This window comes from Pseudomonas sp. KCJK8993 (genome assembly GCF_046230915.1).
GTDB lineage: Bacteria > Pseudomonadota > Gammaproteobacteria > Pseudomonadales > Pseudomonadaceae > Aquipseudomonas > Aquipseudomonas piscis.
Genome location: NZ_JBJJLO010000008.1, coordinates 1 through 19,401, shown reverse-complemented (window position 1 = coordinate 19,401; position 19,401 = coordinate 1). Strand labels below are relative to the sequence as shown.

The following is a 19,401-nucleotide window of genomic DNA, read 5'->3' as shown; positions in this document are numbered from 1 at the left end:
GCCCAGCTAGAACACCGACCAGCCAATACGCTGGCTGAGCAGCTCCAGGGCGGCCATGCCCGCCAGCGAGTTGCCGGCCGTATTGAGCTCCGGCGACCACACGCACACCGTGAACTGCCCGGGCACCACCGCGACAATCCCGCCGCCTACCCCGCTCTTGCCCGGCAAGCCGACCCGATAGGCAAAGTTGCCGGCCTCGTCGTACAGGCCGCTGGTGGCCATGATCGAGTTGACCTGCTGGGTCTGCCGGCGGCTCAGGATCTGCTCGCCGCTGTGCTTGCAGAAACCGTCATTGGCCAGGAAGCAGAAGGCCCGAGCCAGGTCGACACAGCTCATGCGCAAGGCGCAATGGCTGAAGTAGCTGCGCAGTACCGCCTCCACATCGTTGTGGAAGTTGCCGAAGGATTGCATCAGGTAGGCCATGGCCGCGTTGCGCGCACGGTGCTGGTATTCCGACTCGGCCACCCGACCATCCACCATCACTTGGGGATTGCCGGACAAGCGCCGGACGAAATCGCGCATGGACAAGGCCGGCGCGGCAAAACGCGACTGGTTGATGTCGCAGATCACCAGGGCGCCGGCGTTGATGAAGGGGTTGCGCGGGCGACCCCGCTCGAATTCCAGCTGCACCAGGGAATTGAACGGCTGGCCCGAAGGCTCATGTCCCAGGCGCTGCCAGATCGCTTCGCCGGAGTGGCCGATGGCCTGCACCAAGCTGAAGACCTTGGAAATGCTCTGCACCGAAAATGCCGTATCGGCGTCACCGGCGCAAAACACCTGGCCATCGTTGCCATAGACGGCGATCCCCAGTTGGTTGGCCGGTACGTCCGCCAGGGCTGGAATGTAGCTGGCGACCCGGCCTTGGCCGATCAGGGGGCGAACTTCATCGAGAATCTGGTTCAACAACGCTTGCATGGTCTGGCTCATCGTCACGGGTCCCGATACGGCTGCGGGGCCAAGGTCTGCTAGACGCTCTTCGCGGCCTGCGCAGCACAGTCCGTTGCGCGGACAAATGAAAATGCGATTGATAGTCGATCATTTTCAACAACTAAAACAACGAAACTCCTGATGAAGATCACCATGAAATCAGCATTAACGGCTAGAATCGCCCGCTGCTGCGCGACTAATACTGTCATATTCAACTTTAGTCGTAGCACAGCAAATCGTTCCGTGCATCGTCGTTTTTTCGCTGTACCGTCGCGGCGATGCTTTCGCCATGACGGCATTTGCTCACCGGAGTCATGCACCCTTGAGAACCTGGCATACGATCGTCGGCGTCCTGCTGATCACCACTTTTACCCTGCTAATGGAAATCCCCAGCCAGACCTGGCTGACGTCCGCCACGCTGAGCCTGGTATTGGGCAGCGCCGCCCTGGCCTACATGGCCCTGTCGTGCCTGCTGTCGAGCCGCTGGCGTTGGGTCGAGCGGCTGTTCGGCGGCCTGGATCGGGTGTACGAGACCCACAAATGGCTGGGCATCTGGGCCCTGGCGTTCGCCAGTTATCACCTGGTGTTCAAGGCCAACCTGGACGAATGGAGCAGCGTGCCGATCCTCGAGCTGTCCAAGTACTGGACGCGCATGGTGCGCCAGTTGAGCTATGTGGCCCTGGGGCTGATCGTCCTCCTGGCCCTGAACCGCAACATTCCCTACAGCCAATGGCGCTGGTGGCACAAGCTGTCCGGGCCGCTGTTCCTGGTGGTGATCCTGCACTGGCTGAGCTTCAAGTCGCCGATCGCCCTGGACAACCCGTCAGGCATCTGGCTCGGCTTGTTGTGCCTGCTCGGCGTCCTGGGGGCGCTGTACAAGCTGCTGCTCTACCCATTCCTGGCCAAGGCCGGTGAATACCAGGTGACCTCCGTGCGCCTCGAGCGTAACTCGTTGCATCTGGAGCTGATTCCCCAGGGTCGCGGTTTTCCCTTCAAGGCCGGACAGTTCGCCTTCCTGGCGATGCAGGAAAAGGGCCTGCGCGAACCTCACCCCTTCACCATCGCCAGTGCCCAGGCCCACGACGGGCGCATCGAGTTCGTGATCCGCGCCCTGGGCGACTACACCCAGCGGCTGCACAAGCAGGTCAAGGTCGGCATGCTGGCCGATATCTATGCCCCTTACGGCCGCTTCAAGCGTCCGCCACAGGCCGCCCGGGAAATCTGGATCGGCGGTGGCGTCGGCATCTCGCCGTTCATTGCCTGGTTGCAAGACCAGGCCGCCAGCCGGCTCGACCAGGCGACCCTGGTGTACTGCTACAACCCGTCCCGGGCCTTTCCCAGCGTCGACGCCCTGCAAGGCATGGCCCAGGCTCGCGGTGTCGGTTTCGTCGCCAACAGCGGCGGTGTCGAGCCCCTGGCCCAGACCCTCAAGCGCGCGGCGGCGGAAACCGACCCGGGGCAGATCCAGATCAGTTTCTGCGGGCCCAAGGGCTTGTTGGGGCGGGTCCGTGAGCTGATGCACGAATGCCGGATTCCCGAGGCCAACTTGCACTACGAGTTCTTCGAGTTCCGCTGATCAGCCGCGCTGGCGCGGCTCATGCAGCGCCACTCGCACCACCAGGGCCGACAGCAAGGTGATGCCCACCAGCACCTGCAACAGCTGGTTGAAGGCCACGGTATACAAGGCGAGCAAGCGTTCACGGGCAACCTCCGGCAAGGCGGCCGCACTGGCCGCCCAGTCGCCCCCGGCCAGCTGCCGGGCCGCCAGCAGCGCGGTATCGCCCCGGACCTGCAACTGGCCCAGGGCGTGTTGCAACAGGCCGGCCAGCAAAGCCACCACCAGGGCCAGGGCAATGCCCTCGCCCGCCACCCGAGTGGTGCTGAAGATGCCGCTGGCCATGCCCGCCCGCTCCTTGGGCACCACGCTCACCGACAGCCCATCCATCAAGCCCCAGGGCAACCCGGTGCCCAGGCCGATCACCAGCAACGGCCAGGCACGCTCCATGGGCGCCTGTCCTACGCTGCCGCAACTGAGCCAGAACAGCCCGCCAGCAGCCACCACCAGGCCCAGGCTCGCCAGCTTGCCGGCGCTGAACCAACGGTTCAGCCAGCCAGCGGCGAAGGGCACCACCAGCATCGGCGCGGACAGGGCGATCATCAGCAACCCGGCCTCTATCTCGCTGTAGCCTTCCACGCCGATGAAGCGGATCGGCAGCAAGATCAGCAGCACCACGTAGCAGTAGCAGGTAGCGATGGGCAGTACCTGGACCCCGACGAAACGCGGGTAGCGAAACAGCGACAGGTCGAGCATCGGCCGCGCCGCCCGACGCTCCACGGCCACGAACAGCCATAGCACCAGCCCCGCCCCCGCGAGCAACGCCAGGACCAGCGGGCTGTCCCACCCGCTTTGTGGGGCTTGCAGGATGCCCCAGGTCAGCAGCACCAGGGCCAGGGTGAAGCTCAAGGTGCCGGGCCAGTCCACGCCCCGGGCCTCGGGATCGCGGGACTCGACCATGCGTGGTACGCCAAAACCCAGGGACAAGGCCCCGATCAGGGCGCCGGAGACGAAGATCCCGCGCCAGCCGGCATGCTCGATCAGCACCCCGGCTAGGATCGGCCCGAAAGCCAGGCCGACCCCGAAGGTGGTGCCCAGCAAACTGAAGGCCCGGGTCCGGCCCGGCCCATCGAACGCCTGGGCCAGGGCCGCCGAACCACCGGCCAGGGCAGCCGCGCCAGCCAGCCCCTGCACGGCGCGCAGCAGGTTGAGCCATAACAACGACGGGGCGAACACCAGGGCCAGGGAAGCCAGGGCGAACAAGGCCACGCCAAGGCTGAACAGGCGCTTGCGGCCGAATTCGTCGGCCAGGGTGCCGGCAGCCATCAGCACGCTGCCAAAGCTGAGCATGAAGGCGTTGGTGGTCCAGCTCAGTTCCAGCGGACTACCCCCCAGTTCACGGCCGATGGCCGGGGTCGCCACCGCCACCCCGACAAAGGTCAAGGGCAGCATCAAGGCCGCCAGGCAGACTGCGGCCAATACGCCTTGGGCTGCGCGTTCGCCGCTGCGGGTTGGCGAGCCCAGGGTCAATTCAAGTTCAGGATTCACGGACACCTCTACCTCCTGGCAACCAGGGTCAGCTAAAAAATTCATGGTAGGCGCGCCGCAATAAGCAAAAAACAGGGCAGTATTCCGGTCTTTACGGACAAAAAGGCTCTAATCGAGGTCGCCATGGACAACCTGAACGGCTTGCAAGTGTTTGTCTGCGTAGTGCAGAGCGGCAGTCTGGTAGCCGCCGGCGAACGCCTGGGGCTATCCGCGTCGGCGGTGGGCAAGGCCCTGGCCCGCCTGGAACAACGGCTCGGTGTGCGCCTGCTGAACCGCAGCACCCGGCGGATCAGCCTGACCGATGAAGGCACGCTGTTCTACGAACGCGGCCAGCGCATCGTCGATGAGGTGCAGGAAGCCGAAGCCGAGCTGGCGCGGATCAGCGACAAACCCCGGGGGCGGCTGCGGGTCAGCCTGCCGGCGATCGGCTATCGCATGCTGCTGCCGATCCTCCCGGAGTTCTCCGCGCGCTACCCGGACATCGAACTGGACCTGGATTTCAACGACCGGATGGTCGACGTGATCGCCGAAGGCCTCGACGCAGTGATCCGCAGTGGCGAGTTGGCGGATTCGCAATTGCGCTCGCGTAGCCTCGGACCGTTCGGTTTCGTGCTGGTTGGCGCCCCGGGCTACTTCGTGCAACGCGGCATGCCGCAGGCCCCACAGGACCTGGAGCAGCATGCCTGCCTGCGCTACAGGTTCCCCGCCGGCACCCAGATACAGGCCTGGCGCCTGCGCCTGCCCGAAGGCGCGCCGCCATTGGCGCTGGGCAAGGCCCTGACCAGCAACAACCTCGAAGCGCTGATCCACGCCGCGACCCAGGGCCTGGGCATCGCCTACGTACCGGAGTTCGTGGTCGCCGGGGCCCTGGCCGACGGCAGCCTGGTCTCGGTACTGGACGACTACCAAGACGAGCGCGGCAAGTTCTCGATCCTCTGGCCTGGCAGTCGACAGCTGCTGCCAAAATTGCGAGTCTTCGTCGACTTCCTCAGCGAACACCTGGTGCTCGGCAAACCCCACAAGGAGCCATGACCATGACCGGCCACGTACCGCCGCTCACCACCCCGCGCCTGCTGCTGCGCCCGCTGGAACTGGCGGACGCCGGTGCCATCCAGAACCTGTTCCCGCAGTGGGAAGTGGTGCGCTACCTCAACGCCAACGTGCCCTGGCCCTACCCGGCCGATGGCGCCCTGAGCTTTGTCCGTGACCTGGCCTTGCCGGCCATGGCCCGCGGCGAGGAATGGCACTGGACCATTCGCCTGCGCGAAGAGCCAGGGCAAATGATCGGCAGCATCAGCCTGATGCGCGAGCCCGATAACAACCGTGGTTTCTGGCTGGCTCCGCAGTGGCAGGGCCACGGCTACATGAGCGAGGCCTGCCAGGCGGTGGACCACTACTGGTTCGAAGTCCTGGAACAGCCGCTGATGCGGGTGCCCAAGGCCGCCCCCAACCAGGGGTCGCGGCGGATTTCCGAGCGCGGCGGGATGCGCCTGGTGCGTTCCGAGGCCGGGGAGTTCGTCAGCGGCCGTTTTGCCCTGGACATCTGGGAAATCACCCGCGAAGAGTGGCGCCGCCTCGGCCCGCAAGCACCTGTCAGGTAAAGCGCACGCCAGGACGCGGGCGCTGGTCCACCGTCAGTTCGAACACGTCCGGGCGCGCATAGTGACCCACCACATCGTAGTCATAGCGGGCCTTCACCAGGTCGTCGGTATCGATCTGCGCGCAGATCAACCCGGCACGTCCCACCAGCGGGCCGGCCAGTACATCGCCCATGGGGCCGACGATGACACTGCCACCGGCGATCAGCGGCCGTTGCGCCGGCCAGTTGGCGACCTGCAGGCCCAACGCCTCGGGCGAAGCCTGCACCTGGCAGGCGCTGACCACGAAACACCGACCTTCGTGGGCCACATGACGCATGCTCACCTGCCACATTTCGCGCTCATCCACCGTCGGTGCGCACCAGACCTCGATGCCCTGGGCATACATGGCGGTACGTAGCAGCGGCATCATGTTTTCCCAGCAGATCACCGCGCCGACCCGTCCGACCTGGGTGTCCAGCACCGGCAAGGTGGAACCGTCGCCCTTGCCCCAGATCAGCCGCTCGGTGCCGGTGGGCATCAATTTGCGGTGCTTGCCCACCAGGCCCTGCTGTGGGTCGAAATACAGCGCGGTGCAATACAGGCTGCTGCCGCTGCGCTCGATCACCCCCAGCACCAGGTTGGCCCCAGTACGGGCCGATAGCCCGGCCAGGGCCTCGGTCTCCATCCCGGGTACATCGATGGCGTTGGCGAAGTAGCGGGCGAAGGCCTCACGCCCCTCGGGCAGGCGGTAGCCCAGCTGGGTGCCGAAGCCCTCGCCCTTGGGATACCCCCCGAGCAGGGCTTCGGGCATCACCACCAGCTGGGCGCCGGCTTCGATGATGGCGTCCTCGTAGGGCAGGATCTGTTCCAGGGTTTCGGCCTTGCCGCCTGGCAAGGCACCGATTTGCAGGGCAGCGACTATGGATCTGGGCATGGGATGACTCCTTCGGCGATCGAGTGTTGTGCATTCTCCTGCCGCCGTTGATCATCGATAAACCCCAACTCAGTGCTTAATGATATGAACCAGATGAATATCGCCGACATCGATCTCAACTTGCTCAAGGCCTTCGAAGCGCTGCATGACGAATCCAGCGCCAGCCGCGCCGCCCTGCGCCTGGGGGTTACCCAATCGGCCATGAGCGCGGCCCTGCGGCGGCTGCGCGAGTTGTATGGCGACCAGCTGTTCGTGCGTACCGGGCGCGGCCTGGCCCCGACGCTCAAGGCCAACCAGTTGAAGCCGGTGGTCAGCGAGGCCTTGAACAAGTGCCGGCAGAGCCTGGCCATGGTCGCGCCAGACAGCGCCGACTATCAGGGCCGGGCGGTCACCGTGGGGTTGTCGGATGATTTCGAGATCGCCTATGGCCGGCAATTGATCGAGGCCGTGGCCCGGCGGGCGCCCAAGCTGCGGCTGATCTTTCGCCAGACCCACAGCCAGATCGTCGCCGAAGCGCTATTGCAGCGCAGCGTCGACCTGGCCATCAGCGCCGGCGGGTTCGCCCAGCGCATGCTCAGCCGCCAGGTACTGGGGGAAGGTGACTATTTGTGCCTGGCCGATCCGGCGAGCCTGGCTCCCGGGCAACAACGGATCGATATCCAGGAGTTCGTCGAACGCGAACACCTGCTGGTGTCCTCGCAAGGGTTCATCGGCATCACCGACGAGGGGCTGGCGAACCTGGGCTTGAGCCGCCAGGTATGCGCCTCGACTACGCATTTCGCCGCGCTGGCGTTCCTGCTCAAGGGCAGCCAGGCGGTGGCTACCATCCCGGCCCATGCCGCCCGGCGCATCGCCGAGTTCACCGGCTTGCAGTTGCTGCCCTGCCCCCTGGCATTGCCACGCTATCCCATCGAGCTGGGCTGGCGCACCACGCCACAGATCGACCCGTTGCTGGTTAAAGTCCGCGAAGCGATCGTCGAGAGTTTTGCCGTTACCTGTTCGCCGCCATCAGGCGATTGACTTCACTGCGCACCATATTGGAGTACTCCGGTGGCGACATGCCGTCGAGCTCGGCGCGGACCCATTCGGCCCACTTGCCCTTGCGCTTGCCGCGCTCGCCGAACAGGCGTGCGGCCTCGCTCTTGGCCTTGCCCAGGTTGCTCTGCCACAGCTCGAACAGGCGGGACTTCTCGTCCTCGATGGCGGCGCGCTCGGCCAGGGTCTTGTTAGCCAGGTTGAAGCTCATGGGAAATTCCTGCTGCGTAAAATAGGCGACATCTTACACTGTAGGGGCTGGCAGGTTTTACCTGCGAAGGCCGTCGGGCGGTAAAACAGCTGCAACTTTTGCCCCGGCGCCGTACTCCATTGTTCGCCAGCCCAGTCGCCTGCCACCACAAGGGGCGAGCGACAAAGAAGCACAGGCGCTCTTCGAGGGCGCCCATGGCACACTGCACTACCAGGCCACATCGACAAGGAACCACTTCATGGCTCGTAAAACCGCCGCGCAAGCGGACAACGATCAAATCAAGGACCAGGCATTCAGCGAGCTGCAGGCGCTGATCGAAGAATCGGAAAAACTGCTCAAGGGCAGCGCCGCCCTGGTAGGCGAAGAAGGCGAAAGCCTGCGCCGCCAGGTGAGCCAGAAGCTCAAGCAGGCATTGAATTCGGTGAGCAACGTGCGCGAGCGCAGCAAGCCGGTGGTCGATGCCACCGAGCAGTACATCGGCGGCCACCCATGGCAGACCGTGGCCATCTCCGCCGGCGTCGGCCTGGTAGTCGGCCTGTTGCTCGGCCGGCGCTCCTGAGTGCCCCCTCTAGGCCAGGCTCCGGCTGCCTGGCCTTGACCGCCCCCGTTTCATTCCTTGCGCGCCAGCTCCCGTAGCTGTTCCAGCTGCTGGCAGGCGATGGCGATACCCTGTTCCCGGGACCGCTCGCGTTGCCAGTGACGACGATCCCCTGGCAGGCGCTTGAGACCCACCGCGTGCATTTGCCGCACCAGCTCCTGGCTACGTTCGGCAAAACCTTGCCCGGCGCCCTTGCCCGGATCGATGACGATCAACAACTGGCCGGTGCGGGGAGTCTTGGCTCCCGGATGGTTGGACCAATCGAACTCGAACGAGAAGTTGCCACCGGTCAGCCCGGCACAGAGCAGTTCGACCATCATCGACAGCGCCGAGCCCTTATGGCCGCCAAAAGGCAGCAAGGCCCCACCCTCGAGGATCGCCCTGGGATCCTGGGTCGGCTGCCCCAGGCTGTCGACGCCGACCCCCGGCGGCAGGCGCTCGCCCTTGGCTGCGGCGATCTGTACGTCGCCATGGGCGATGGTGCTGGTGGCCAGGTCGAAGACGATGGGGTGCCCCTGGGCCTGGGGCGCGGCGAAAGCGATCGGATTGGTGCCGAACAGTGGCCTGTCGGCGCCATGGGGCACCACGCAGGTCATGCTGTTGACCACGCTCAGGGCCACTAGCCCTTCTTCGGCAAAGGGCTCGACATCCGGCCAGAGCGCCGCGAAATGATGGGAATTACGAATCGCCAGTAACGCGACTCCGGCGTGCCGGGCCTTGTCCACCAACAGCGCCCGGCCGGCGGCCAGGGCCGGCTGGGCGAAACCGTTGGCGGCATCGACCCGGACGAACGCCGGGGCCACGTCTTCCACCACCGGCACGGCCTTGCCATCGACCCAGCCGCTGTCCAGGGTCGAGAGATAGCCGGGAATACGGAACACGCCATGGCTCTGGGCGCCATCGCACTCGGCCAGGGCGCAGTTTTCTGCCAGGCTGCGGGCCACTTCGGCACTGCATCCATGACGCAGGAAAATGGTCTCCAACAACTCCACCAGGGCTGGCAGGGACAGGTATTCGCGAGGGGGCTCGGCAACCAGGGACGATGCAGACATCTGAAGCTCCAGTGTAGTTATTGGAGGGGGCTACAGCGCATGACCTGGAGATTAAACAACGGCGCAGCCCGGGCCTGTCAACCGCGAGCACAGACGCTTTGTGCGCCCGCCCACGAATCAGCGCGGCCCCGCCAGCGGCGCCAAGCAAGCAGGGGAGGCAAGTTGCCTCCCGAGCCGGTCGTCAGTCCTTCTGGTCGCGCAGGATGTTGCCGGAGGTGCCGTCGATGCGGAACTCGTAGACGCTGCCATCGGACTTGCGACCCTCGCCTTCCCAGTAACCGTCGTTGTCCGCCTCGATCTTGTAGATGGCCACGTAGCCAGCCTTGGTCTTCGCCGTTTCAATGGCTTTCTCGATCGTGATCCAGCCTGCCTGCGGATGATCGGCCAGCGCGGCAGAGGCGCCGAACAGGGTGGCGCAGGCAAACAGTGCGGCAAAAGTGTGCTTCAGCATGTTCCATCTCCATTTGTAGAAACTTTCGATACACAACGTGTTTTTAGGGTGCGATGGATGAAAATAAGTTCACTTTGATGCTCAATCGCCATGACGACTGTTCTACAAGGCTTGCCCTGGAGGGTAGAATGCGCGAAATCAGGAAGAGTCAATGAGCGAACAGATCCTCTCGGAAGCCGAATACGACGCCATCACCCAAGCTGCCGCCCAATGGTGCATGCGCCTGCATGAACCGGACTGCAGCGATGCCGAGCGTCTGGCTTTCCAGCGATGGCATGACGCCGACCCCTTGCATGCCCTCGAATACCAGGCCATGCGCGAAATCTGGGAGGTGGCCGACCAGTTGCCGACCACCACCCTCGCACCAGCCCCATTCCAAGGTACCCGGCGGGCCTGGCAACGTTACGGCGTAGCGGCGGCCATTGCCCTGTGCGCCCTGCCCCTGGCCGCCTACAGCGGCTGGGAGCTGGGCTGGCTACCGTCATCCTATGAGCGCTTCGAAGCTGGCGACAGCCTGCGCAGCGTGACCCTGGCCGATGGCAGCGAGGTGGAACTGAACTTGGGCAGCAGCCTGGTCTACAGCAACTACAAGGACCAGCGCCGGGTAACCCTGAAAAAGGGTGAGGCCTTCTTCAAGGTCAGCCATGACAGCCACCATCCCTTCGTGGTCAAGGCCGCCAATGGCCAGGTCAAGGTCACGGGCACTCAGTTCAACGTGTGGATGTACGAGGACCAGGTTCGGGTCACCCTGCTCCAGGGATCGGTCCTGGTGAGTAGCAACACCGCCCTGCCCGGCGAGGGTTTCCGTCTGGAGCCAGGCATGCAGGCGCGCTACAAGGGTGGCGACTACGAACCGCGGATCAGCCAGACCCACAGCAACGACAGTTCCCTGGCCTGGCGCAACGGTAAGCTGGTACTGGACAACCTGCCCCTCAACGAAGCCCTGCCGCTGATCAATCGCTACCTGGAAATGCCCGCGCAGGTGGCCGACAGCCGCACCGGCCAGATCCGCGTCGGCGGCATCTACGACACGCGCGAGATCAAGAGCCTGCTGACCTCGCTGCCCAAGGTCCTGCCGGTGTACCTGACCCGCAACCGTGACGGCAATCCAGTGATCAACTCGCTGCCGCAGTCCCCGCCAAAAAGCTGAAGGCCGCGCCGTTGCCGGCGCGGCCTTCAGCTTTTCCCCACGCTTGAACTCAGCGGTGGACCAATGCCGCCGGCTCCTTGCGCGCTTGCTCGATCACCTGCACCTGGTACTGCCCATCGGCGCGGATCTGCGCTTCGGTAAAGGGCAATTCACTCCACTGATTGCGGGAGAAGGCCTCGGTCTGGTCGCGAAAATGCTTCGAGGCCGGATCGCTGGACAGGGAAAATGCCAACAGCCCCCGGGCCCGTGGCCCCTGCTCATCGAAACTGACGACGTTCAAATAACTGGTGCCGCTGACCACCTCGCGCTTGCCAGCGGCACTGGGCACGCTTTGCATGGCATTGTAGATCCCCAGGCTCTCCGGCCCACCGGGCACCGGGGTCGGCTGGCCGCCCTGGCTGACCTGCTGGATATCGCCCCAGCGGACATCAGCAGCCAGCCCGGATTCCTGTACCTGCTGCGCCGAGGCCAGCATCGCCTTGCGCAAGGCCTGGGCCACCGCCGGGCGACCAATGGCCAGCCCGCGCGGGGTGTGCAGTGGGTCCTGGGAATCGAACGCCACGCGCCAGGCATCGGGCTCTTGCAACAGGGCCTGCATGATGCCCTGGAAATGCACGAACCCCAGGCCCGCCTGGAGGCCCGCGCTGCGATCCCAGGTCTTCAAGCTCCGGCACAGCGCATCCAGGCGCTGGGCATCCGCCCCCAACTCCTGCGCGCAGAACTGCAACAGATCCGGCATGACCTGGCCCGCCAGGTACACCTGGTCGTCGCTGACCAGATGCTGCAAGTCGCTGGGCCGAGCCTGGTGCAGTCGACTCAGGCGATCCAGGGCAAAGCGCGCGCGCATTTTCAGAGGCACATCCTGCTGGCTGATGACCGGCGAAAAGCCCTCCAGCGGCTTGGCCGGGTTGACCATCCAGGCCGAGTCGTTGGAGTGCTGCAGATAATCGTTGCGTGCCAGTTGCGGCAATTGGCCGGCGGCGAAGATACCCGGCTGGGCCGCCGCCGGATCGATGTCCCAGGCGCAAGCCCGGCGCGAGCCGTCGAGGACGATGAGTTGGGTAGCGGCCCGTGGATCGCTGCATTGCGCCAGCTTGGCCTGGGTAACGTTGGGCACCACCGACTGGTTCATGTACAACGCCCGGCCCTGGTCATCCACCGCCAAGGTATTGACCCAGGGAATGCCCTGCCAGCGGTGCACGCTGTCCTGAAGAGCTACGACGCTGGAGGCCTGGTTCATCGCCGCCCACTGGGCCAGCACCCGGGTATTTTCCAGGTTGGCGTCGCGCAGGCTGTAGGCATGCTGGCGGTCCCAGTCCAGCTCGCCCGGCCACTGCACCACCGGGCCGAAGACCGAGCGGTACAGAGTGCGCGAGTGTTCCTGCAACTGACCGTCCGCGCCCTTGCCCTGCACCGTCACCACCTGCCGTTCCAGGGGCAGCGAACGACCGTCGAGCAGGTAACGGGTCGGGTCCTTCGGGTCCAGCTTCAGGCGATACAGGGTGAAGTGCTTGGAGGTATCGACCGTGTGGGTCCAGGCCAGGTGCTGGTTGAAGCCGATATTGATCAGCGGCAGGCCGGGCAAGGCCGCGCCCATCACATCCAGCTGACCGGGAATGGTCAGGTGCATCTGGTAGAAGCGCATGCCGCCAACCCAGGGGAAGTGCGGGTTGGCCAGCAACATGCCACGGCCGTTGAACGAACGCTCGCTGCCGATCGCCACCGCATTGCTGCCCCGGTCCAGGGCAAAGCGTTGCTGGCGCGCGACCGCCAGCTGCCAGGCCTGCGCCGACAGCCCGGCCTGCGCCAGGCTCCCCGGCGGCGTAGCGCCAGCCAGGGCCTCGGCGAACTGACCGGCCCCACCCTCCACCAGCAGGCGTCGGGTCAGCTTTACCAGGTCCGCCGGGGTCAACGGGCGTACCCACTCGCCCTTGCATTGTTCGGGCAGCCCCTGGGGACGGCGCTCCGCCAACTGGCGGTTGTAGCCCTCGACATAACCCTGCATGCGCTCGCGCATCGCCACGGGTTGCGCCTGCCAGAATGCCTCCACCGCCTGGGGGGTGTTCAACCAACTGAAAAACACGTCGCTACTCAGGTTGTCCCGCTGCTCCAGGGTCTGGCCCCCGGGACCGAAGTAGCGCGAACGCTGGCCGTTGACGGTCAGTACTTCATTGGCCAGCAGGCACAGGTTGTCCTGGGCGTAGGCATAACCAATGCCATAGCCCAGGCCTCGCTCATCGGTTGCGCGGATATGCGGTACGCCGAAGCTGGTGCGGCGAATTTCGGCGCGGGTCTGCTCCGCCTGGGCGCCGCAGCTGATACTCAGAAACAGGGCTGCAAGGCAAACGTTCGATAACTGCCTGGAAATGATCACGCCGACTCCTGATACGAAAACACAGAACCAGGACTGGAGAGCTGCAAGGAATTGGCAAGATCGCCAGCCTGGGTGTCCGGCCGCGCACGAGTGAACCGGCGCTTGCCTGCCCATACAGACGAAATCGATGAAATAAAATTAACCGGCGCGTAGCCCGCCAGCTGGAACCATCACATGTCAGCGACTTGATACCGACAAATTTTCTACATCCTGAGACTCATGATTTGCCGTGCTCGTTCGTCTAGTCACTAGAGCACCCATCATTCTTTTCCTGGTCAGGCTCTGATTAAGGAGTTTCTGCATGTACAACCAGCCACTGCCAACGGACGGCAATATCGTGAACAGCACGCCCTCCCTCAACGCCGGCGCCGGTGTCTTCGGCAAGCAAGTCGAACGCAACAGCAACGACCGGATCAAGCAGATGCTCAAGAGCTTCGGCCTGCGTACCAGCCTGATTCGCCTGAAGGTCATCGACGCCCTGCTGGTCGCGGCCCAGAGCGGCCGCCCCCTGGGAGTACGAGGCATCCACAGCCAACTGCTGGAGCTGGACACCCCATTGTCGTTCCTCAGCGTGCGCGAAGTGTTGAAGCGCTTGTGCAGCGAAGGGGTCATCACCCTCAACGCAGACAAGAGCTACAGCCTGCATCAACAGGCTGCAGCGGTGCTGGACGGCCTGGCCTGAAGCCGCCCACGGGCTCAGGGCTTGACCTTGCGCCGCATCACGCCGTTGAGCACCACGACGATGACCGCCACGGCGATGGCGATGTACTGGAAGGTCTTTTCATCGATGACACCGCTGTTCTGCAGGTAGGAAAGGCCAAGCATGATTCCCAGGACCGCCAGGGAAATCAGAATCGAATATTTCAAACGTTGTGACTGAGTCATTGCGGGAATCCTGAAGCTGAAATTGTATCCGCCGTGTATCGAGGCCGATGCCAAGCACATACCCGGATTCGGGGATGCGCGGGTCGAATCGGGGTCATATGGTACAGGCGCAAAGGAGTTTTTTCTTCGTTGTCGCCCTGCCGTGTTCCCCAAGTCCTTGAGGATTGATAAATGTTCCGTCGAATCACGTTGTTGATTCCCCTGCTGGCCATGCTGACCCTGTCAGGCTGTATCATCATGCCCCACGATGGCTGGCATCACCGCTACCATGACAGCGGCCCGGGCTACTACTACCACCGTTGAGCGACTGCCAGCATTGAACCATCCGGCCAGTCCACCGGCCTTCACGCACCACCCCACCACCCACGCCCGCCCTGCCGCGGGCGTTTTGTTGTCCGGGCCGACCTCAATTGCGACCCCGGATGAGTTCGTCCGGCCGGGCGAACAGTTCCACCAGCCAATCGATGAACACTCGAACACGAGTCGAAAGGTGGCGCTGGGGTGGATACAGCGCCGTCAGAGGCATGGGCGGCGGTGCATGAGCCGCCAGTACCTCCTGCAGGAGACCGGCCCGCAATTGCCGGGCGGCATGGTAGTACGGGGTCTGGACCAAGCCGTAGCCCGCCTCGCAGGCCGCCAGGTAGCCTTCGGCACTGTTGACGGCGACCTGCTTGGGCAAAGTGATCTCATGCAGTTGCCCGTCAACCAGGAACTCCAGGCCATAGCGCTTGCCGGAGACGGCAGAGAAGTACTCCACCATCCGATGCCCCTGCAACTGCGCCACGGAGGTCGGAACACCGTGCTCACGCAAATAGCCGGGGCTGGCGCAAGTCACCTGGGTCAGCCATGCCAGGGGGCGGGCCACCAGGCTCTCGTCCAGTAGCGGACCGCCACGCAAGGCACAGTCCACGCCCTCGCGAATCAGGTCCACCGGGCGGTCGTTGAGACCGATCTCCAGCTCGAGCAATGGATAACGCGCGCAGAACTCCGGCAATGCCGGCATCACGATCAGATGGCCGATACCGGCCGGCATGTCGATGCGCAAGATGCCCCGGGGATTGTGCCGTCCCTGGGAAAAGGCCGCCTCGGCCTCCTCCAGATCTGCCAGCAGGCGTATACAACGCTGGTAATAAGCAGCTCCGTCCAGGGTCGGGCTGACCTGGCGGGTGGTGCGGTGCAGCAACTGCACCCCCAGATGCGCCTCCAGTTGCTTGATCAGGATGGTCACCGAAGCCCTGGGCAATTGCAGGCTATCGGCCGCCCGGGCAAAACCGCCAAGCTCGACGATCCGGGTGAACACGCGCATCGCGTTGAAACGATCCATGGAAAGCGCCCTTGATTATTTGGAAAATCTTAATAGTGATAGCGTCTTTAGCCGGTTTATCGGTGTTTTGTCGAGCAGCACAATGAGCGCCTCACCACCTCTGGAGTAGCCAGCGATGCACACTCGACAACTGGGCCAGCACGGTCCACAGGTTTCCGCCATTGGCCTGGGCTGCATGGGCATGAGCGACTTCTACACCACCGGCAGCGATTCCCGGGAATCCATCGCCACCCTGCACCGGGCACTGGACTTGGGCGTGACCCTGCTGGATACCGCCGACATGTACGGTCCCCACAGCAACGAAGCACTGATCGGCCAGGCCATCCGTGGCAAGCGCGAACAGCTGGTGCTGGCCAGTAAGTTCGGCATTGTCCGCGACCCCGCCAATGCCTCGGCCCGTGGCGTCGATGGTCGTCCGGAGTATGTGCACGCCGCTATCGATGGCAGCCTGCGACGCTTGGGCGTGGATACCCTGGACCTCTATTACCAGCACCGGGTCGACCCAGAGGTGCCCATCGAGGAAACCGTCGGCGCCATGGCCGAATTGGTCAAGGCCGGCAAGGTGCGCTACCTGGGCTTGAGCGAAGCCTCGGCGGCGACCCTGGAGCGGGCGCACAAGGTCCACCCCATCAGCGCCTTGCAAAGCGAATACTCATTGTGGAGCCGCGACCCCGAGGAAAACGGCTGCCTTGCCACCTGCCAGCGCCTGGGCATCGCTTTTGTTCCCTACAGCCCGCTGGGCCGGGGTTTTCTCACCGGCGCCCTGAAGAGCCCGGACGACTTCGCGGCCGATGACTACCGGCGTTTCAACCCGCGCTTTCAAGGAGAGAACTTCCAGCACAACCTGCGCCTGGTGGAACAGGTGCAACAGCTGGCAATACAGAAGGAGGTCAGCGCTGGGCAACTGGCCCTGGCCTGGGTCCTGGCCCAGGGCGAATACCTGATACCCATCCCCGGCACCAAGCAACGGCGTTATCTGGAGGAGAACGTAGCGGCCCTGGACGTGCGCCTGAGCGCCGATGACCTGGCGTCGCTGGACCGCATTTTCAGCCCCCATGCCACCGCCGGCACTCGCTACAGCGAAGAGGTGCTGGCCCTGCTGGATCGCTGAAACGACAAGGCCGGGGTCGCTGGAAAGCGCCCCGGCCCTGGCTCGAAGCCTGGATCAAGCCTTGGCGACGGTGTTCTTGTCGGTCACCGTGGTGCCGTTGCCCTTGCCGTAGCTTTGCAGGCTCTGCAGGACGTAGATGGCTTTCTTGTATTCGGGAATCAGGTAGTTGGCGTACTTGTTGCCCTTGAGGTTGTTGTTCTGGATATCGTCGATCTTCATCGCGAAGTATTCCAGCGCGTTGAAAGGCTCCTCGGGGTTTTTCGGAATGCCGAAACGGTCGAACTTGTCACCGGCATTGAGCAGGTTCAGCGCAGTGACATCGGAGATCAAGCCGTTGTTCTTGAGGAAAGTGCTCATGCCACCCAAGGACTTGATGGTGACATTCGTCGGATCGAAGCCCTTGATCTGCTTGTGCAACTTCAACTGATCCATTTTGCGCACGTCGAGCACGGCGGCGTTCTGCCCCACCATGGTCAGGATCTGGCGCACCTTGGCGCTCTGCGGGGCCTTCTTGACGTCGCCGCCTCCCTGCAACAGGCCTGCCATGCTGCTGCCGCCAACGTATCCGATTGCCATACTGCAACTCCTGTAGTCCGGCTTGTCGATTCCCCTGTCCTGCTCCATAGGAGCTTCGCAAAGCTCCGGGCAGACCTCTGAAACAGGTCGCAAGCCATGGTGAAACATCTGAATGGGGGCAAGTATCAACGCCGAAACAATTGGCGCCAACGAATTATTTCGGAAATTTACATTTTTTATACATTTCCGACAAATTCGCCAAGAGCCCCTGATTTAAAGGGCCTGACCAATATTCAAGGCTACTCTCGGAGCATTTCTGCGGGCCTTGCCGGTTACCGCTCCCGACGTCGCTGGCACTTCGGCAAACTCCTTGCAAACAAAATCGATTTTTCTGGACGAACGTCCTAAAGAGCGCATGTCCGGCGCCGATACCTTCTTAATGCCCTGCATAAGGCGCAGCTCTCCCAAAGAATAAGAAACGCTCGGTAAGGACCGGTCCCATGCCCGCTTTGCGCACGATTCAAGCCCGCTACACGCTCTTTCTGGTCCTGTTCATAGCCGTGATGCTGATACTCACGGTGCTGGGTATCGGCCAGCTGGTGGCCCCCAAGTTGCGCCAGACCGAAGAACAGGTCGCCCTGGACCGCATCGCCGAAGTGGCGCAGCGCATTCAGGGCGAGTTGAGCAAGGTCCAGGCCCAGCAACGCAGCATTACCCAGACCGTCGCCCTGCTCGACAGCGACAGCATCGATCGGGTCCTGCCAGGCCTGGTGGACCAGTATGCAGAGCAGAAGGTCTTCGGCGGCGGCATCTGGCCCTTGCCCGGCCAGCGTACTCCCGGCCGCGCCAAGCACAGCAGCTTCTGGCACCGCGATGCCTCGGGCCAGCTCAAGGCCAATACCTTCTGGAACAGCGATGCGGCGCCCAACTACTACGACCAGCCCTGGTACAAGGGCGGCATGCGCACCGCCCCGGGCCAATGTGCCTGGGCCGCCGCCTACAAGGACGACGCCAGCGCCGAACCGCGCACCAACTGCGCCATGGCCATCAGCCGCGACGGCGTGCCCTATGGCGTGGCCACCATCGACGTGACCCTGGGCTTCTTCAATGACCTGGTGGCCGCCCGGGAAAAGGCCCTGGGCGCACAGATGCTGATCGTCGAGGCCGACGGCAAGATCATCAGCAACAGTTCGCGGATCAACGGCCCCATCGTCCTGAAGAACATCGCCGAACTGGCCAGCAGCTCGGCCTTCGTCGCCCAGGTGCAGCAGGCCCTGGGCAATCGCGGCAGCGGCCTGCAGCGCCTGGAGTTCGACAACGCCGGGGAACCCAGCACCTTCTTCATGCAGCCGATCGAAGGCACCCCCTGGTTCCTCGCCAGTGCCCTGCCCAACCGCCTGATCACCGCCCAGCGCGACGATGTGCTGAGCACCCTGGGCCTGCTGCAACTGCCCATGGTGATCCTGCTGGTGCTGCTGCAGGTCTATGCCATCGGCCAGCTGGTGCAGCGCATGAAGGCCCTCAAGGCCAACATCGACACCCTGGCCACCGGCGACGCCGACCTGACCCGGCGCATCACCATCCGCGCCGAGGATGAGCTGGGGGCCATCGGCCACTCGGTCAACCGCTTCATCATCTATCTGCAGGACATGATCGGCGAGGTGACCCAGGCCACCGAGGCCATGGCCGGCAGCCTGCAACAGCTGCAACGCACCAGCGAGCAGAGCGGACAGATCCTGGCCCGGCACGCTTCGGAAACCGACCAGACCGTCACCGCCATCAACCAGATGAGCTCCACCGCCGACGGCGTGGCGGCCAATGCCGCCGAAACCGCGGCATTCACCCAGCGCGCCAACGAGCATGCCGAGCGCTCGCGGGTGGTGGTGGGCGAAGCGTCCAGCAGCGTGATCGCCCTGATCGACGAAGTGGCCAGCGCCACCCACAAGGTCGAGGCCATGCAGCAAGATGCCCAGCGCATCACCGAGATCCTCGGGGTGATCGGCGCCATCGCCGGGCAGACCAACCTGCTGGCGCTCAACGCCGCCATCGAGGCGGCCCGGGCCGGCGAGCAGGGGCGTGGATTCGCCGTGGTGGCCGATGCAGCACGGGCCACGGCCAGCACGCACCAAAACCCCGCTGGGGGTGATCCG

The 19,401-nt window shown here is 64.0% G+C and carries 20 protein-coding genes; 10 read left to right on the top strand and 10 right to left on the bottom strand.

Annotation, left to right across the window (positions count from 1 at the left end; translation table 11 throughout):
• Positions 1-6: 6 nt before the first annotated feature.
• Positions 7-915 carry a glutaminase B gene (gene glsB, locus ACK6AU_RS04520; protein WP_185700964.1) on the bottom strand — a complete coding sequence of 303 codons (909 nt, stop codon included), beginning with the start codon at positions 913-915 and terminating at the stop codon, positions 7-9.
• A gap of 334 nt (positions 916-1,249) precedes the next feature.
• Between glsB and ACK6AU_RS04515 the strand changes: the two genes are divergently transcribed.
• The gene (locus ACK6AU_RS04515; RefSeq protein ID WP_185700921.1) at positions 1,250-2,503 is read left to right on the top strand and encodes a ferric reductase-like transmembrane domain-containing protein; all 1,254 of its coding nucleotides are present in this window, start codon (positions 1,250-1,252) and stop codon (positions 2,501-2,503) included.
• Here the strand turns inward: ACK6AU_RS04515 and ACK6AU_RS04510 are convergent, their stop codons facing one another.
• Positions 2,504-4,030 carry an MFS transporter gene (locus ACK6AU_RS04510; protein ID WP_409298035.1) on the bottom strand — a complete coding sequence of 509 codons (1,527 nt, stop codon included), beginning with the start codon at positions 4,028-4,030 and terminating at the stop codon, positions 2,504-2,506.
• A 123-nt stretch (positions 4,031-4,153) separates the two neighbouring features.
• On the opposite strand from ACK6AU_RS04510, the gene ACK6AU_RS04505 reads away from it, so the two are divergent.
• Entirely contained in the window at positions 4,154-5,062 is a 909-nt protein-coding gene (locus ACK6AU_RS04505) for a LysR family transcriptional regulator (RefSeq protein WP_185700923.1), read from the top strand.
• A 2-nt stretch (positions 5,063-5,064) separates the two neighbouring features.
• Positions 5,065-5,631, top strand: coding sequence for a GNAT family N-acetyltransferase (locus tag ACK6AU_RS04500; RefSeq protein ID WP_185700924.1), 567 nt, complete (start codon positions 5,065-5,067; stop codon positions 5,629-5,631).
• On the opposite strand, the gene ACK6AU_RS04495 is transcribed toward ACK6AU_RS04500, so the two are convergent.
• On the bottom strand, positions 5,624-6,544 hold the full coding sequence (locus tag ACK6AU_RS04495; RefSeq protein WP_409297949.1) for a carbon-nitrogen hydrolase family protein: 921 nt from the start codon (positions 6,542-6,544) through the stop codon (positions 5,624-5,626). The two genes, ACK6AU_RS04500 and ACK6AU_RS04495, sit on opposite strands and share 8 nt — an antisense overlap.
• Positions 6,545-6,628: 84 nt before the next feature.
• On the opposite strand from ACK6AU_RS04495, the gene ACK6AU_RS04490 reads away from it, so the two are divergent.
• The gene (locus ACK6AU_RS04490; protein WP_185700926.1) at positions 6,629-7,564 is read left to right on the top strand and encodes a LysR family transcriptional regulator; all 936 of its coding nucleotides are present in this window, start codon (positions 6,629-6,631) and stop codon (positions 7,562-7,564) included.
• Here the strand turns inward: ACK6AU_RS04490 and ACK6AU_RS04485 are convergent.
• Entirely contained in the window at positions 7,536-7,790 is a 255-nt protein-coding gene (locus ACK6AU_RS04485; RefSeq protein ID WP_185700927.1) for a hypothetical protein, read from the bottom strand. The two genes, ACK6AU_RS04490 and ACK6AU_RS04485, sit on opposite strands and share 29 nt — an antisense overlap.
• 238 nt (positions 7,791-8,028) lie before the next feature.
• Here ACK6AU_RS04485 and ACK6AU_RS04480 point away from each other — a divergent pair, with 238 nt between their 5' ends.
• Positions 8,029-8,349: a YqjD family protein gene (locus ACK6AU_RS04480; RefSeq protein ID WP_185700928.1), complete on the top strand. Its 321-nt coding sequence runs from the start codon at positions 8,029-8,031 to the stop codon at positions 8,347-8,349.
• Between the two features lie 50 nt (positions 8,350-8,399).
• Here ACK6AU_RS04480 and ACK6AU_RS04475 read toward each other — a convergent pair whose 3' ends face one another.
• On the bottom strand, positions 8,400-9,440 hold the full coding sequence (locus ACK6AU_RS04475; protein ID WP_185700929.1) for an Ldh family oxidoreductase: 1,041 nt from the start codon (positions 9,438-9,440) through the stop codon (positions 8,400-8,402).
• Between the two features lie 181 nt (positions 9,441-9,621).
• Positions 9,622-9,891, bottom strand: a complete 270-nt coding sequence (locus tag ACK6AU_RS04470) for a PepSY domain-containing protein (protein WP_022644282.1) — start codon at positions 9,889-9,891, stop codon at positions 9,622-9,624.
• Positions 9,892-10,042: 151 nt separating this feature from the next.
• Here ACK6AU_RS04470 and ACK6AU_RS04465 point away from each other — a divergent pair, with 151 nt between their 5' ends.
• The gene (locus tag ACK6AU_RS04465; protein WP_409297946.1) at positions 10,043-11,041 is read left to right on the top strand and encodes a FecR family protein; all 999 of its coding nucleotides are present in this window, start codon (positions 10,043-10,045) and stop codon (positions 11,039-11,041) included.
• A 49-nt stretch (positions 11,042-11,090) separates the two neighbouring features.
• On the opposite strand, the gene ACK6AU_RS04460 is transcribed toward ACK6AU_RS04465, so the two are convergent.
• Positions 11,091-13,415, bottom strand: a complete 2,325-nt coding sequence (locus ACK6AU_RS04460) for an acylase (protein ID WP_409297944.1) — start codon at positions 13,413-13,415, stop codon at positions 11,091-11,093.
• Between the two features lie 301 nt (positions 13,416-13,716).
• Here ACK6AU_RS04460 and ACK6AU_RS04455 point away from each other — a divergent pair, with 301 nt between their 5' ends.
• Positions 13,717-14,097: a fe2+ zn2+ uptake regulation protein gene (locus ACK6AU_RS04455; RefSeq protein WP_185700932.1), complete on the top strand. Its 381-nt coding sequence runs from the start codon at positions 13,717-13,719 to the stop codon at positions 14,095-14,097.
• Positions 14,098-14,111: 14 nt separating this feature from the next.
• Here the strand turns inward: ACK6AU_RS04455 and ACK6AU_RS04450 are convergent, their stop codons facing one another.
• The gene (locus ACK6AU_RS04450) at positions 14,112-14,300 is read right to left on the bottom strand and encodes a hypothetical protein (protein WP_022644278.1); all 189 of its coding nucleotides are present in this window, start codon (positions 14,298-14,300) and stop codon (positions 14,112-14,114) included.
• 171 nt (positions 14,301-14,471) lie between these two features.
• Between ACK6AU_RS04450 and ACK6AU_RS04445 the strand changes: the two genes are divergently transcribed.
• Complete coding sequence (locus tag ACK6AU_RS04445; protein ID WP_409297941.1) at positions 14,472-14,603, top strand: hypothetical protein; 132 nt, start codon at positions 14,472-14,474, stop codon at positions 14,601-14,603.
• 103 nt (positions 14,604-14,706) lie between these two features.
• Here ACK6AU_RS04445 and ACK6AU_RS04440 read toward each other — a convergent pair whose 3' ends face one another.
• The gene (locus ACK6AU_RS04440; RefSeq protein WP_185700933.1) at positions 14,707-15,624 is read right to left on the bottom strand and encodes a LysR family transcriptional regulator; all 918 of its coding nucleotides are present in this window, start codon (positions 15,622-15,624) and stop codon (positions 14,707-14,709) included.
• A gap of 115 nt (positions 15,625-15,739) precedes the next feature.
• On the opposite strand from ACK6AU_RS04440, the gene ACK6AU_RS04435 reads away from it, so the two are divergent.
• A complete protein-coding gene (locus ACK6AU_RS04435) occupies positions 15,740-16,735 on the top strand; it encodes an aldo/keto reductase (protein WP_409297939.1) in 996 nt (331 codons plus the stop codon).
• 54 nt (positions 16,736-16,789) lie between these two features.
• Here the strand turns inward: ACK6AU_RS04435 and ACK6AU_RS04430 are convergent, their stop codons facing one another.
• Positions 16,790-17,311, bottom strand: a complete 522-nt coding sequence (locus ACK6AU_RS04430) for a hypothetical protein (protein WP_185700935.1) — start codon at positions 17,309-17,311, stop codon at positions 16,790-16,792.
• 440 nt (positions 17,312-17,751) lie between these two features.
• On the opposite strand from ACK6AU_RS04430, the gene ACK6AU_RS04425 reads away from it, so the two are divergent.
• The coding region (locus tag ACK6AU_RS04425) for a methyl-accepting chemotaxis protein (RefSeq protein WP_409297936.1) at positions 17,752-19,401 on the top strand (1,650 nt) is incomplete at its 3' end.

Excerpts from the sequence above, each read along its gene's own strand:
- glsB (WP_185700964.1), bottom strand. The coding sequence starts at position 915 with ATGCAAGCGTTGTTGAACCAGATTCTCGATGAAGTTCGCCCCCTGATC.
- ACK6AU_RS04505 (WP_185700923.1), top strand. The coding sequence starts at position 4,154 with ATGGACAACCTGAACGGCTTGCAAGTGTTTGTCTGCGTAGTGCAGAGC.
- ACK6AU_RS04500 (WP_185700924.1), top strand. The coding sequence starts at position 5,065 with ATGACCGGCCACGTACCGCCGCTCACCACCCCGCGCCTGCTGCTGCGC.
- ACK6AU_RS04495 (WP_409297949.1), bottom strand. The coding sequence starts at position 6,544 with ATGCCCAGATCCATAGTCGCTGCCCTGCAAATCGGTGCCTTGCCAGGC.
- ACK6AU_RS04490 (WP_185700926.1), top strand. The coding sequence starts at position 6,629 with ATGAACCAGATGAATATCGCCGACATCGATCTCAACTTGCTCAAGGCC.
- ACK6AU_RS04485 (WP_185700927.1), bottom strand. The coding sequence starts at position 7,790 with ATGAGCTTCAACCTGGCTAACAAGACCCTGGCCGAGCGCGCCGCCATC.
- ACK6AU_RS04480 (WP_185700928.1), top strand. The coding sequence starts at position 8,029 with ATGGCTCGTAAAACCGCCGCGCAAGCGGACAACGATCAAATCAAGGAC.
- ACK6AU_RS04475 (WP_185700929.1), bottom strand. The coding sequence starts at position 9,440 with ATGTCTGCATCGTCCCTGGTTGCCGAGCCCCCTCGCGAATACCTGTCC.
- ACK6AU_RS04470 (WP_022644282.1), bottom strand. The coding sequence starts at position 9,891 with ATGCTGAAGCACACTTTTGCCGCACTGTTTGCCTGCGCCACCCTGTTC.
- ACK6AU_RS04465 (WP_409297946.1), top strand. The coding sequence starts at position 10,043 with ATGAGCGAACAGATCCTCTCGGAAGCCGAATACGACGCCATCACCCAA.
- ACK6AU_RS04455 (WP_185700932.1), top strand. The coding sequence starts at position 13,717 with ATGTACAACCAGCCACTGCCAACGGACGGCAATATCGTGAACAGCACG.
- ACK6AU_RS04450 (WP_022644278.1), bottom strand. The coding sequence starts at position 14,300 with ATGACTCAGTCACAACGTTTGAAATATTCGATTCTGATTTCCCTGGCG.
- ACK6AU_RS04445 (WP_409297941.1), top strand. The coding sequence starts at position 14,472 with ATGTTCCGTCGAATCACGTTGTTGATTCCCCTGCTGGCCATGCTGACC.
- ACK6AU_RS04440 (WP_185700933.1), bottom strand. The coding sequence starts at position 15,624 with ATGGATCGTTTCAACGCGATGCGCGTGTTCACCCGGATCGTCGAGCTT.
- ACK6AU_RS04435 (WP_409297939.1), top strand. The coding sequence starts at position 15,740 with ATGCACACTCGACAACTGGGCCAGCACGGTCCACAGGTTTCCGCCATT.
- ACK6AU_RS04430 (WP_185700935.1), bottom strand. The coding sequence starts at position 17,311 with ATGGCAATCGGATACGTTGGCGGCAGCAGCATGGCAGGCCTGTTGCAG.